General features: G+C 71.4%; 15 protein-coding genes. 5 read left to right on the forward strand and 10 right to left on the reverse strand.

What is annotated here, in order from left to right; genetic code table 11:
* Nucleotides 1-16 precede the first annotated feature (16 nt).
* From ACEN9V_RS11105 to ACEN9V_RS11125, 5 genes are all read left to right on the forward strand, one after another.
* Nucleotides 17-1045 (forward strand): 6-phosphofructokinase, encoded by a 1029-nt coding sequence (locus tag ACEN9V_RS11105; protein WP_402727667.1) that lies wholly within the window; start codon nucleotides 17-19, stop codon nucleotides 1043-1045.
* Between the two features lie 63 nt (nucleotides 1046-1108).
* Nucleotides 1109-2086 carry an MDR family oxidoreductase gene (locus ACEN9V_RS11110; RefSeq protein ID WP_413600356.1) on the forward strand — a complete coding sequence of 326 codons (978 nt, stop codon included), beginning with the start codon at nucleotides 1109-1111 and terminating at the stop codon, nucleotides 2084-2086.
* A gap of 88 nt (nucleotides 2087-2174) precedes the next feature.
* A complete protein-coding gene (locus tag ACEN9V_RS11115) occupies nucleotides 2175-2843 on the forward strand; it encodes a GntR family transcriptional regulator (protein ID WP_413600357.1) in 669 nt (222 codons plus the stop codon).
* 38 nt (nucleotides 2844-2881) lie between these two features.
* Nucleotides 2882-4210 (forward strand): FCD domain-containing protein, encoded by a 1329-nt coding sequence (locus ACEN9V_RS11120; protein ID WP_413600358.1) that lies wholly within the window; start codon nucleotides 2882-2884, stop codon nucleotides 4208-4210.
* On the forward strand, nucleotides 4207-4992 hold the full coding sequence (locus ACEN9V_RS11125; protein WP_413600359.1) for an ABC transporter ATP-binding protein: 786 nt from the start codon (nucleotides 4207-4209) through the stop codon (nucleotides 4990-4992). The genes ACEN9V_RS11120 and ACEN9V_RS11125 overlap by 4 nt, the downstream gene beginning before the upstream one ends.
* 223 nt (nucleotides 4993-5215) lie before the next feature.
* Here ACEN9V_RS11125 and ACEN9V_RS11130 read toward each other — a convergent pair whose 3' ends face one another.
* From ACEN9V_RS11130 to ACEN9V_RS11175, 10 genes are read right to left on the reverse strand one after another with little or no spacing between them, the layout of a single operon-like run.
* Nucleotides 5216-5677, reverse strand: a complete 462-nt coding sequence (locus ACEN9V_RS11130) for a DIP1984 family protein (protein ID WP_413600360.1) — start codon at nucleotides 5675-5677, stop codon at nucleotides 5216-5218.
* A gap of 19 nt (nucleotides 5678-5696) precedes the next feature.
* Complete coding sequence (gene hemL, locus ACEN9V_RS11135; protein WP_413600361.1) at nucleotides 5697-7049, reverse strand: glutamate-1-semialdehyde 2,1-aminomutase; 1353 nt, start codon at nucleotides 7047-7049, stop codon at nucleotides 5697-5699.
* Nucleotides 7049-8041, reverse strand: coding sequence for a porphobilinogen synthase (gene hemB / locus ACEN9V_RS11140; RefSeq protein ID WP_413600362.1), 993 nt, complete (start codon nucleotides 8039-8041; stop codon nucleotides 7049-7051). The genes hemL and hemB overlap by 1 nt, the downstream gene beginning before the upstream one ends.
* On the reverse strand, nucleotides 8038-8790 hold the full coding sequence (locus ACEN9V_RS11145; protein ID WP_413603055.1) for a uroporphyrinogen-III synthase: 753 nt from the start codon (nucleotides 8788-8790) through the stop codon (nucleotides 8038-8040). The genes hemB and ACEN9V_RS11145 overlap by 4 nt, the downstream gene beginning before the upstream one ends.
* 29 nt (nucleotides 8791-8819) lie before the next feature.
* Complete coding sequence (gene hemC, locus ACEN9V_RS11150; protein WP_413600363.1) at nucleotides 8820-9797, reverse strand: hydroxymethylbilane synthase; 978 nt, start codon at nucleotides 9795-9797, stop codon at nucleotides 8820-8822.
* On the reverse strand, nucleotides 9794-11029 hold the full coding sequence (locus ACEN9V_RS11155; RefSeq protein WP_413600364.1) for a ferrochelatase: 1236 nt from the start codon (nucleotides 11027-11029) through the stop codon (nucleotides 9794-9796). The genes hemC and ACEN9V_RS11155 overlap by 4 nt, the downstream gene beginning before the upstream one ends.
* Entirely contained in the window at nucleotides 11026-11745 is a 720-nt protein-coding gene (gene hemQ, locus ACEN9V_RS11160; protein ID WP_413600365.1) for a hydrogen peroxide-dependent heme synthase, read from the reverse strand. The genes ACEN9V_RS11155 and hemQ overlap by 4 nt, the downstream gene beginning before the upstream one ends.
* A 58-nt stretch (nucleotides 11746-11803) precedes the next feature.
* Nucleotides 11804-12040 (reverse strand): DUF3618 domain-containing protein, encoded by a 237-nt coding sequence (locus ACEN9V_RS11165; protein ID WP_281266414.1) that lies wholly within the window; start codon nucleotides 12038-12040, stop codon nucleotides 11804-11806.
* A gap of 26 nt (nucleotides 12041-12066) precedes the next feature.
* On the reverse strand, nucleotides 12067-12525 hold the full coding sequence (locus ACEN9V_RS11170) for a phage holin family protein (RefSeq protein WP_413600366.1): 459 nt from the start codon (nucleotides 12523-12525) through the stop codon (nucleotides 12067-12069).
* Nucleotides 12522-12776 (reverse strand): hypothetical protein, encoded by a 255-nt coding sequence (locus ACEN9V_RS11175; RefSeq protein WP_281266412.1) that lies wholly within the window; start codon nucleotides 12774-12776, stop codon nucleotides 12522-12524. Before ACEN9V_RS11175 ends, ACEN9V_RS11170 begins: the two co-directional genes overlap by 4 nt.
* Nucleotides 12777-12801: the final 25 nt, after the last annotated feature.

The following is a 12801-nucleotide window of genomic DNA, read 5'->3' on the forward strand; positions in this document are numbered from 1 at the left end:
ACATCGGAGTCCCACCATGCGCATCGGCATCCTCACCTCCGGCGGCGACTGCCCCGGCCTCAACGCGGTCATCCGTGCGGCGGTCCTCAAGGGCATCGCCATCCACGGCCACGAGTTCGTGGGCTTCCGCGACGGTTGGCGCGGCGTCGTGGAGGGCGACATCGTGCCGCTCGGCCGCAAGGACATCCAGGGCATCGCGAAGCAGGGCGGCACGATCCTCGGGACGAGCCGGACGAACCCGTTCGAGGGCGAGAAGGGCGGCGTGGAGAACATCGAGCGCATGCTCGAGCGCCACGGCATCGACGCCATCATCGCGATCGGCGGCGAGGGCACCCTGGCGGCGGCGAAGCGGCTCACCGATGCCGGGCTGAAGATCGTCGGCGTCCCGAAGACCGTCGACAACGACCTCGGCGCCACCGACTACACGTTCGGGTTCGACACCGCGGTCGAGATCGCGACCGAGGCGATGGACCGCTTGCGCACCACCGGCGAGTCGCACTCGCGCTGCATGGTCGCCGAGGTGATGGGCCGGCACGTCGGCTGGATCGCACTGCAGTCCGGCATGGCAGCCGGTGCGCACGCGATCCTCATCCCGGAGCAGAAGACCTCGCTCGAACAGATCGCATCCTGGGTCCGGTCCGCGTACGACCGCGGCCGCGCGCCGCTCGTCGTCGTCGCCGAGGGGTTCGTCCCCGACCACGAGGACAACGCGCACTCGGAGCGCGGGCTCGACGCCTTCGGCCGTCCGCGGCTCGGGGGCATCGGCGAGCGCCTGGCACCGCTCATCGAGGAGATGACGGGTATCGAGACACGTGCGACGACGCTCGGCCACATCCAGCGCGGCGGCACCCCGACGGCGTACGACCGGGTGCTCTCGACGCGCCTGGGCCTGGCGGCGATCGACTCCGTGGTCGAGGAGCGCTGGGGACGGATGGTGGCGCTCCGTGGCACGGACATCGTGCACGTGTCGTTCGAGGACGCGCTGGGCGAGCTGAAGACCGTGCCGCAGTCGCGGTTCGACGAGGCCGCCATCCTGTTCGGGTGACCTCCGGTCCGGTCCGGCCTTCCGGTCGAGCCCTGACTGGAGGCTCGGGGTAGCGTTCGGCGCGTGACCCGCGCCGTCCTCGTCTCCAGTTCCAGTGCCCCCGCCGTCACGTCCGTCGACGTGGCGGACCCCGGCGAGGGCGAAGCCCTCGTCGACGTCTCGTACTCCAGTGTCAACTACAAGGACGGGCTCGCGCTGGCCGGTGACCCCGGCGTCGCCCGGATCGACCCGCTGGTACCGGGGATCGACGTGGTCGGGACGGTCTCCGCGCTCGGCCCCGGTGTGCACGACGTCGCGATCGGCGACCACGTGGTCCTGAACGGCGCCGGCGCCGGTGAGACGCGGCACGGCGGGTGGGCGACCCGGGCGGTCGTGCCGTCGGCGTCGCTCGTGGTGCTGCCCGACTCGGTGCCGGAGGACTTCGCCGCCGCGATCGGCACCGCCGGGTTCACGGCGGCGCTCAGCGTCCTGGCGCTCGCCCGTTTCGTCGACCCGTCGGACGGCCCGGTCCTCGTGACGGGGTCCTCCGGCGGCGTCGGTTCGGTCGCCATCCCGCTCCTCGCCGGGCGCGGGTACCGGGTGACCGCCTCGACCGGCCGTCCGGGCAACGCGGAGTCGCTCCGGGCGCTGGGTGCGACGGACGTCGTCGACCGTGGAACGCTCGGGGAGCGCGGCAAGCCGATGCAGAAGGCGGTGTGGGCCGGCGCGGTGGACAGCGTGGGCGGCGCGACGCTCGCGAACCTGCTCGCTTCGACCCGCTGGGGCGGCGCGGTGACGGCCTGCGGGCTCGCCCAGGACGTCCAGCTCCAGACGACGGTGCTGCCGTTCATCCTGCGCGGGGTGTCGCTGCTCGGCATCAACTCGGTGGACGCTCCGGCTGCGCTCCGGCGCGAGGCATGGAACCTGCTCGCCGCCGAACTCGACCCGACCCTGCTCGCGTCCGTCACCCGTACGGTCGGTCTGTCCGAGGCGATCGCGCTCGGGCCGTCGATCGTCGCTGGGCAGGTGCACGGTCGAACCATCGTTGATACATCGTACTGACGTACTGCAATACTGTTATTCTTCAAGCGCTTGCATATTGACACGTTAGGATTGCAAATCCGAACGCCGCAATGTGAGGAGCACCCGGATGCCGGTCCCGAAGTCCACCGTCGAGAACTCGCCCCGGAAGCTCCTGCGGGACGTCGTCTACGACAAGATGCTCGCGGCGCTCCGCGACGGCACGCTCCAGCACGGCGAACGCCTCAACGACGACGAGTTGGTGCAGTGGCTCGGGGTGAGTCGCACCCCGATCCGCGAGGCGATCGCGAAGCTCGTCGACATCGGGCTCGTGGAGATGGAAGCGAACCGGTACACCCGTGTCGCGACGCCGACGATCGACGACTGGGTGATCGCCACGCGCGCCATGGCCGGGTTCTTCGAGCTCAGCCTGCGCTGGGGCGTTCCCGAGTACACCGACGCCGATGCCTCTGCGCTCGAGAAGCTCCTCGACCGTGCCGACGGGCTCCGGAGGGTCCGCGACTACGGGTTCAGCGGCGCGGTCACCGAGATCATCGAGTTCGCGATCGCGCACGGCGGCAACCCGCTCGTGCAGGTCGCTGCCGACGGCGCCCTGGAGCGCGTGCGCTTCACGCTCAACCCGACGCCGGCGTTCGAGCAGTACGAGTCCGAGGCCTTCTTCTCGATCCTGCGCTCCGCGCTCGAGGACCGCGACGGCGAGACCGCGGCCGAGGCAGGGCGTGCACTCACGCGCAACTTCGAGCAGCACATCGAGTCGGTCCGCGCCGCGCGCGGCTGACGATGGACGACGCGCGCTCGGACAGGGACCGTCGTCCCGTGTTCGACGAGGCGTTCACCACCGTGCTCGCCGCCATCCGGGACGGCTCGCTCCGCGACGACACCGACTACGACGTGCTCGCGCTCTGCGATCGGTTCGCCGTGCACCCAGCGGTGCTCGAGGGCGCCCTGCAGCGGCTCGCGGACATCGGCCTGGCCCGTGTGCTGCCCGGGGACGTGGTGCGGTTCCCGCCGCTCGACCCGGTGGCGTGGGCCGAGGGCACCTGGTTGCTCGTCGGTGTCGTCGAGGTGGCGATGCGCGCCCTGGTGCCCGTCGCGACGGACGACGACGTCGAGCGGTACGCCGCCCTCGTGGCCGCCACGCGTCGTGCGGCCGCCGACCGAGGCGACGAGCTCGACACGACGGTGCTCGCGACGCTCGACTTCTGGGCGGGCACGGGCCAGGAGTCCTTCACGGCACGGCTCCTCGTGCGGTCGATGCAGCAGACCCGCTACGGCCTCGCCACCAGACCCCCGTGGCGGAACCCGGACGTCGAGGCCTGGCTGGCCTCCTCGTCGCAGGCGCTCCGCCTCCGGGACGTCCGGAGCGCCGAACGCGCCGCGCACGTGCTGGCGCGGCTGTGGAACCGCTACCTGGCGGAGAGCGCCCGAGAACTCGGCCGGGAGCCGGACACGCTGGCCCGCCCGGCTGGAGGAGCGTCGGAGACCCTCTACTGGGCCGACTGGCGCGCGGACGACGTCTGGTTCGAACTCCTCGGATCCGTGCGCGACGGGTCGCTCGAACCGGGTCGCTCGTACGCGTTCCGGGACCTCACCGCACGATTCCGGGTCCCCGTGCAGCGCCTGTTGCCGATGATCCGCCGGCTCGAGGTGATGGGGCTCGTCGCCGCCGATCCCGACCGCGACGACAGCGTCCGGGTGACGACGCCGACGGTCGACGACTGGGCGCAGACGGTCGGGCTGCTGCTCGGACTGCAGGAGATGTGCGCACGGACCTGCATCGCGGACCTGACCGACGCGGACGTCGCCGAGCTGGACGCCCTGGTCGCTCGGACCCGGCGTGAGGCCAGGGTCCGGGACTTCGCCTACACGGGCACGCTGCTCGAGATCGCCAGGTTCTTCGCGCTCCGCAGCCCGAACCGCGCCATGCGACAGACGACGAGCGTCGTGATCTCCCGGTTGGCGTACATCCTGCCGGAGCCGCCGCCGGTCCGGCAGTGGGCCGTCGAGGACTACCTCCAGCTGCTCGAACTGGCAGCCCACTCCCGCGACGCCGACACCGTGACGGAGGCGTTCCACACGCTCGGCACCCACTTCGACGCGCACGTCGTCGACGTCCGCGCGCGGTACGGGACGATGGAGTCGTGAACGACGTCCTCATCAGTGCCGCCGGCGTCCGCGTGACCCGGTCCGGCCGAGACCTCCTGCGCGACATCGACCTGACCGTCCGGCGCGGCGAGCACTGGGCCCTGCTCGGGCCGAACGGCGCCGGCAAGTCGACCTTGCTCGCCGTTCTCGGGGCGACAGGGCACCCCACCGCCGGCACGGTCGAGATCCTCGGATCGCGGCTCGGCCGGGTCGACGTCCGAGTACTCCGCGAGCACATCGGCCACGTCGACCCCCGGCACCGCATGCTCTCCCCGCTGACGGTGTTCGAGACCGTCCTGACCGGGCTGACCGGGACGACAGACCTCATGATGCGGTGGGAGCCGACGGCGGACGAGGTCGCACGCGCCGAGGAGCACATCGCCTCGGTGGGACTCACGGCACGTCGCGACTCGCGGTGGCCGGTCCTGTCCCAGGGCGAACGCGGCCGTGCGCTCATCGCCCGAGCACTGATGTCGGAGCCGGAGCTCCTGCTCCTCGACGAGCCGGCGACAGGGCTCGACGTCGCCGCGCGCGAGCACCTCCTGGAGACGATCGACGTCCTCCGCGGTCGGCACCCGGACCTCGGCAGCGTGATGGTCACGCACCACCTCGAGGACCTGCCGGCGTCCACGTCCCACGCGATGCTGCTCCGGGACGGTGCCGCCGTCGCGCAGGGCGGCGCCGACGAGGTGATCACGTCGTCCGCCGTGTCGCACGCGTTCGACTTCCCGCTCGCCATCGTGCGCGCAGAGGGGCGCTGGCACGCTCGACGCTCGGCCTAGCCGGGAAGCGGTGCTGTCCCCTGTCCCACCCTCGGTGGTCCGGTCGGTACGCGGTTCTGCGATGTGCCCTGTGCGCCGTCACCGGTGCTCGGTGCTGGGCTGCGATGTGCACGGCTTGCGCCTGGCGCTGCCCACGGCGCCGACAGAGGACCGGATCACCCGCCGGTCCATCGGGTCCGTACCCGCCCCGGTCCGCCTACCGACGCACCGCGTGCTCGTCGTGTCAGTCCGCCAGGGCGACCTCCCAGTTCGTGCGCTGGATCGTCGCGTCGAGCTCACGGAGCTCCTTCGCGAGGGCGTCGGCACGTGACCGGAGCCCCGCCGTCGGCAGTGCGGCGAACGTGCGGAGCTCACTGCGCATCTGCCGGTACGAGCCACCACCGGTCGTCGCGTCCGCTGCGCCGGTGACCAGCGCGTGCCGGAGCCGGAGGGCGTCACGGCGCGCCAGGAGCGTGGTCACGGTCGTGCCGTCGGGGAGCACGGTGGCGGAGTTCGTCGCGTTGATGCGGGCGACGAGCGACTCCAGCGCATCGATCGCCGACTCGGCTTCGACCAGGAGCGCAGCGGCGTCCTCGTCCGGCTCCTCGCCCTCCTGGTAGCGGGCGTTCCCCGCGATCCGGGCGCGGAGCTGCTCGATGCGCTTCTGCAGGTCGGCCCGCTCGATGAGGGCTTCGGCGAGTTGCATGCCGCCATCCAACCAGCGGTCAGGGGGCCGTGGCCGCCGCAGCCGCCTTCGCCGCAGCCGGCAGCGCGTCGAGCACCCTTCCGACGGCACGGTCGTCGTGGGCGGCCGTGACGAACCACGCCTCGAACACGCTCGGCGGCAGCGTCACACCGGCATCGAGCATCGCGTGGAAGAACGGCGCGTACCGCCAGGTGTCCTGCGCCCGCACGTCGTCGTAGTTGCGCGGTGCCTGCTCCGAGAACGCGAACGAGAACAGGTTCCCGGCGCGCTGGACGGTGTGCGCGACCCCCTCGGCCGACAGCGCCTCTGACGTCGCCGCGGAGATCACCGACGCCGTCCGGTTCAGCGACTCGTAGACCGATGCCGTCGCCGCACGGAGCGTGGCGATCCCGGCGGCCACCGCCAGCGGGTTCCCGGAGAGCGTCCCCGCCTGGTACACGGGGCCGAGCGGGGCGAGGAAGTCCATGACCTCGCGACGACCACCGAGCGCGGCGAGGGGCATGCCGCCACCGATGACCTTGCCGAACGTGATCAGGTCGGGCTTCCACCCGGCACCGTCCGGGACGACCTTCGACGCTTCGAGCCCCCACCACCCGGCAGACCCGACGCGGAACCCGGTGAGGACCTCGTCGACGATGAGCAGCGCGCCGTGCGACTGCACGATCTGCGCGAGCGCCCGGTTGAAGCCACGTTCCGGCGCGAGCACACCCATGTTCGCGGCGGCGGCCTCGACGATGACGCCGGCGATGCGCTCGGAGTGCTCGTCGAACGCGCGGCGGACGGCGTCGAGGTCGTTGTACGGCAGCACGAGGGTCTGCGCCGCCGTCTCCGCGGTGATGCCGGCGCTCCCCGGGAGCGCGAGCGTCGCGACGCCGGAACCGGCCTCGGCCAGCAGGGAGTCGGAGTGGCCGTGGTAGTGCCCGGCGAACTTCACGAGGAGGTCCCGACCGGTGTACCCGCGGGCGAGCCGGATCGCCGTCATCGTGGCCTCGGTCCCGGTGGACACGAGGCGGAGCTTCTCGATGGGGCCGTCGCCGTCGACCGACACCCGCTGCTTCACGAGTTCGGCGAGCTCGGTCTCCCCTGGGGTCGACGCACCGAACGACAGCCCGCGTGCGGCGGCCTGCTGGACGGCCTCGACCGTGCCCGGGTGGGCGTGCCCCAGGATCGCGGGCCCCCACGACGCGACCATGTCGACGTACTCGCGCCCCTCGGCGTCGGTGACGTACGGCCCCTTCGCGGACACCAGGAACCGCGGGGTGCCGCCGACGGAACCGTAGGCGCGGACCGGCGAGTTCACGCCGCCTGGGATGCTGTTCTTCGCGCGGCCGAAGAGCTGGCCGTTCGTCATGGGAGAAGCTGCGGTCGTCATCAGATGCCTTCCTGGCGGAGCGTGCGGGCGATGTCGACCGCGAAGTAGGTCAGGATCGCGTCGGCGCCGGCGCGCTTGATACCGACGAGCGACTCCATCGCGGCGGCGTCGCGGTCGATCCAGCCGTTCTGCGCCGCCGCGGTGATCATCGCGTACTCGCCGGAGATCTGGTACGCCCAGACCGGGACCGGCGACGTCGCAGCGGTCGACGCGAGGACGTCGAGGTAGCTCATCGCGGGCTTCACCATCACGATGTCGGCGCCCTCGTCCACGTCCAGAGCCACCTCGCGGAGGCCCTGGCGACCGTTCGCGGCATCGATCTGGTAGGTCCGCCGGTCGCCGACGAGCGACGACGACACGGCCTCGCGGAAGGGGCCGTAGAACGCCGACGCGTACTTCGCCGCGTACGCGAGGAGTGCGGTGCCGGTGAACCCCGCGGCATCGAGAGCGTCACGTGCGGCGGCGATCTGGCCGTCCATCATGCCGCTCATGCAGACGAGCTCGGCGCCGGCCTCGGCCTGGGCGACCGCCATGTCGCGGTAGCGCAGCAGGGTCGCGTCGTTGTCGACACTGCCGTCCGCTGCCAGGACACCGCAGTGCCCGTGGTCGGTGAACTCGTCGAGGCACAGGTCGGACTGCACGACGAGCGCGTCACCCACCTCTTCACGCGCGACACGGATCGCCACGTTGAGGATGCCGTCGGGGTCGGTCGCACCCGAACCGGTCGCGTCCTTCGAGACGGGCACGCCGAACAGGTTCACCCCGCCGATCCCTGCGTCGGCGGCGTCGACGAGCGCGCGCCGGAACGAGTCGAGCGAGTGCTGCTGCACCCCTGGCATGCTCGTGATGTCCACCGCGGACGTGGCTCCCTCGCGGATGAACATCGGCAGCACGAGCACGGAGGGGTGGAGACGGGTCTCGGCCACCAGACGACGCATCGCCGGGGTGGCGCGGAGTCGGCGGGGGCGGACCTGGGGGAAGCGGCCGGTCACTGAGGTGCCTTCCTGTTCGGGGCGTTCTGGTTCAGGATCTCGACGACGGCGTCGAGGAGGGATTCTGCGGAGCGGGCCGGCGCGACGACGTGCACGGGCAGTCCCGCGGCGCGGGCGTCGGCGGCGGTTCCGGGGCCGATGCACGCCACGAGCGTGCGGGGGTCGAGCGGGGTCATCCGACGGGCGATCTCGCGGGCGACGCTGCCGCTCGTCACGAGGACCGCATCCGGCACCGTGTCGAGGGAGACCGGCTCGTCGCCGGTCCCCACGGTACGGTACGCGACCACGTCGTCCACGTCGATGCCGCGGGCGCGCAGGCCGTCGACGACGGTGGGAGCGGCGATGTCCGACCGCGGGAAGAGCACCGCGCCGGACACGTCCGGGAACGCGTCGACGAGCCCGCGCGCCGACGCGTCCTCCGGGACGAGGTGGACGGCCCAGCCCGCATCGCGGGCGGCCTGGGCGGTGCGGTCGCCGACCGCCGCCACGCGGACACCAGACGGGAGGACCGCCACGCGTCCGGCGAGGACGCGCACCGCCGTCGCACTGGTCACCACGATCCATTCGTAACCAGCCGCGCAGGTTCCGTCACCGGCGGCGGAAGGCGATCCGAGCCTCCAGGCCGCCGTCTCCAACGGGACCGGATCCACGGGCGGCGCTGACGAGATCAACGGGACGATCCGTGGGTCCAGCCCGCGCTCGCGTGCGGCCGCGGCGACACGGTCGCCCCAGCCGCCACCCCGCGGGATGACGACGACGGACGCCCGGGTGTCCGTGGCTACTCCGACGACGTCGCGATGTCCGCCAGGTCGGCGGCACCGTTCTCGAGGAGTTCGGCCGCTACGCGGTCACCGACCTCGAGCGCGTCGGCGAGACGTTCCTGCGCCGAGCCGTCGAGGACGGCGGCGTGCGACGCGGTGCGGTACTCGGATCCGTCCGGTCGGTAGACCGTGGCCGAGACGAGCAGCATCTCGGCGTCGACGATGGCCGTCGCGCCGATCGGTGCGGAGCAGCCCGCCTCGAGCTTCTCGAGGACCCGACGCTCGGCCGAGACGGTCAGTCGCGTCGCCGCGTGCTCGATCTTCCGCAGCGCGGCAGCGAGGTTCCGGTCCGCTCCGGCCGTGCTGGTCAACACATCCGAACGGATCTCGACCGCGAGCGCGCCCTGCCCGGGAGCACTCGGCCAGAACCCGAGGTCGAGGAGCTCGGTCGCCTCGTTCAGTCGCTCGATGCGGCCGAGGCCGGCGGCGGCGAGCACCACGGCGTCGAGGTCGTCCGCCACGCGGCCCATGCGGGTGTCGATGTTGCCGCGGATGTCCACGACCTCGAGGTCTGGGCGCTTCGCCTTGAGCTGAGCGACGCGGCGGGGCGACCCCGTGCCGACCTTCGCGCCCTCCGGCAGGGAGTCGAGCGTGGCGGCGTTCCTGGCCACCAGGACGTCACGGGCGTCGGCACGCTTCGGCACTGCGCCGATCGTGAGCCCCGGGTACGGCGCCGTCGGCAGGTCCTTGAGCGAGTGCACGAGGACGTCGACCTCGTTCGCGACGAGGGCCTCGCGCAGGGCGCTGGCGAAGACGCCGGTGCCGCCGAGCGATGCGAGCGACGCACGGTTCGTGTCGCCCTCGCTCGTCACCGTGACGAGTTCGACCGGACGACCGGACGCCTTCGACAGGCGGTCGGCGATGTCCTGCGACTGCGCGACCGCGAGCCGGCTGGCGCGGGTCCCGAGCCGGATGGGCGCGGGCGCGTCGGTCACGGTGCGAGCCCGGCAGCCGCCGGCTTGAACCCGGCACGCTCGTTCTCGCAGCACCCAGGACGGCAGACGTCGTACCAGGGGCCGATGTCCGTCATGTGCGGACGCTCCGCGGTCGGGGTGCCGTTGACGCGCTCGAGCACCAGGTCGACGAGACCGGTGACGTACGCCGGGTCGACGCCGGGCGTCTGCGTGCGGATCGACCAGAAGCCGAGCTCCTCGGCGGTCTCGGTCGCCTCCTCGTCGAGGTCCCACATGACCTCCATGTGGTCGCTCACGAAGCCGAGCGGCACGATGAGCACCGCGCGGGTCGGGCCGCCCTTGAGCTCCTCGTTCATGTAGTCGTTGATGTCGGGCTCGAGCCACGGCTGCGTCGGCGGGCCGGAGCGCGACTGGTAGACGAGCTTCCACGCCGGCTTCGTCGTGCCCTGCAGGTGCGCGTGCTCCGGCTGCTCGAGGAGCTCCGCCCACGCCTGGTCGAGGACGACCTGTGCGACGGCCTCGTGCTGGGCGGCGTACGCACCGCCGTCGCCGAAGCCGCGGAAGTCCGGACCGGACTTGGCGGCGTCGGTCGACGGGATCGAGTGCGTCGAGAACAGGATCTGCAGCTCGTTCGCGACGTCGAGTCCGTCGTTCTCGGCGATCGCCCGTGCGATGCCGTCCCGCACCCCGTCGACGAACGGACGGACGAAGCCCGGGTGGTCGAAGAACTGCCGGACCTTGTCGACCTGGATCGTGTCGATCAGGCCGGTGGCGTCGAGCACGCGGGCGTAGTCCTCGCGGTACTGCCGGCAGCTCGAGAACGACGAGTAGGCGCTCGTGGCGATGGCGATGAGCTTGGTGTGGCCCTTCTCGGCCGCCTCGGTGAAGGCGTCCTCGAGGTAGGGCGCCCAGTTGCGGTTGCCCCACAGGACCGGCATGTCGATCCCGCGCGCGGCGAGCTCGGCCTCGAGCGCGGCCTTCAGCGCACGGTTCTGGGCGTTGATCGGACTGACGCCGCCGAAGTGGCGGTAGTGGTGCGCGACCTCTTCGAGCCGCTCGTCCGGGATGCCACGGCCACGCGTGACGTTGCGGAGGAACGGGATGACGTCGTCCTGGCCCTCTGGTCCGCCGAACCCGGCGAGCAGGATGGCGTCGTACGCGACCGGGGTCTCGACGTGCTCGGGGCCGTCCGCAGCAGCGGGGGTCGCGGCGATCACCAGCTGGCCGTTCGTGATCTTGGACGTGTCGGTCATGACAGGACCTCCGGCAGCTCGGCGGTCGTCACCCGACGACCGGTGAAGAAGGGGACCTCTTCGCGCACGTGCATGCGCGCCTCGGTGTAGCGCAGGTCGCGCATCAGGTCGACGAGGTCCACCAGGTCGGGACTCTCGAGCGGCAGGATCCACTCGTAGTCGCTCAGGGCGAAGGTGGCGATGGTGTTCGTCAGCACGCGGCGGTACTTCGCGCCGGCGATCCCGTGGTCGCGGAGCATCGTGCTGCGCTCTTCCTCCGGCAGGAGGTACCACTCGTAGGAGCGGACGAACGGGTACACCGTGATCCAGGCTTCCGGGTCCTTGCCACGGAGGAACGCGGGGGTGTGCCGCTTGTTGAACTCGGCCTCGCGGTGCATCGCCATCGCGTGCCACACCGGTTCGGCGTCCTGGAACAACCCGGTCCGGCGGATCTCGCGCAGCACGGCCTGGATCGCCCGTGCGTCGTCGCCGTGCAGCCAGATCATGACGTCGGCGTCGGCACGGAAGCCGGAGACGTCGTAGAACCCTCTGATGGTCACGCCACGCTCGGCGGCGGCGGTCACGACGGCGTCGAGCTCGGCCACGGCGTCGTCACCGACGGTGTGGATCGGGCCGAGGGGCCGGCGGAACACGGCCCACAGCGCGTACGCCGTGAGGAGGTTCGGGTCGATCCCGGAGTCAGGGGACGGCTCGTGCGTGGGCACGGTGGAACTCATGCGTCCATTGTCCTATCGGTTGCAAGGGGGAACGCCGCTCCCCGTCCGGCGGCGAGCGCTACCGCCGTCGGAGCACCGATACGACGATACCCCCGACCACTGCCACGCCCGCTGCGAGCCCGGCCAGGTACGGCACCGGGTTCTCCTGCGCGCCGCGCTTCACCTTCGACGCAGCGATGCCGATCTGTTTCGGCACGTTGAGCTTGTCCTCGATCGCGTCGAGGGTGTCGAAGAGCTGGGCACGGGTCGCGGCGACGTCGTCGGCGAGCTGGTCGTGGGGGTGCTGGTCGGTCACGGGTTCCTCCGGGGATGGTACGGGTGTCAGAACCGGCCGCCGACGTCCGGCTTGCGGTACGCGTGCTGGGTCTCGGGCGTGGGCTTCTTGCCCATGCCCTTCACCGCGTTGATGTCGTTCTTCACGCTGTCGATCGTGCGCTTCGGCGTGATCGGCAGCCCCTTCTTGAAGCGCTTCCAGCCGACGAGCCCGAGGATCGCGGCGACGACGAGCATGACGAAGGCGACGACCAGCGCCGCCAGCCACGCGGGCATGACCGTCGCGAGGCCCATCACGGCAGCCGTCAGCAGCACGCCGATCGCGTACAGCACGATGACGAGCGCCGCGATGAGCAGCCCCGCGGCGATCGCGAAGACCTTCGCCTTGCCGACCAGCTCGGCCTTGAGGAGCGCGATCTCACCCTTGACGAGGTTCTTGACGAGCTGTGGGACGTCCCCGACGAGACCGAACAGCGATCGCGGTTTCCGGTCACGGGTGTCGGTCATGAGGCCTGGGCGTCCTTCTTCTGGCCGACCTTGCGGACGACCTTCTTGGTCTGCTCACCGACGAACTCGGCCACGTCGGGCGTCTTGTCCGCGACGAACTCCTCGACGGTGTGGACGCCCTGCTGGACGCCGTTGCTGTTCCAGATCTTGCCGGTGACGGTCTTGATCTGTTCGTACCGCGCCCGTCCGGCTCGCGATCCCAGGACGTACCCGAGTGCTGCGCCGGCGACGAACAGGAGCCTGCCTCGCATGGTTCCTCCGTTTGAGTCAGTGTGC

Source organism: Curtobacterium sp. Curtsp57 (assembly GCF_047324335.1).
Taxonomy (GTDB): Bacteria; Actinomycetota; Actinomycetes; order Actinomycetales; family Microbacteriaceae; genus Curtobacterium.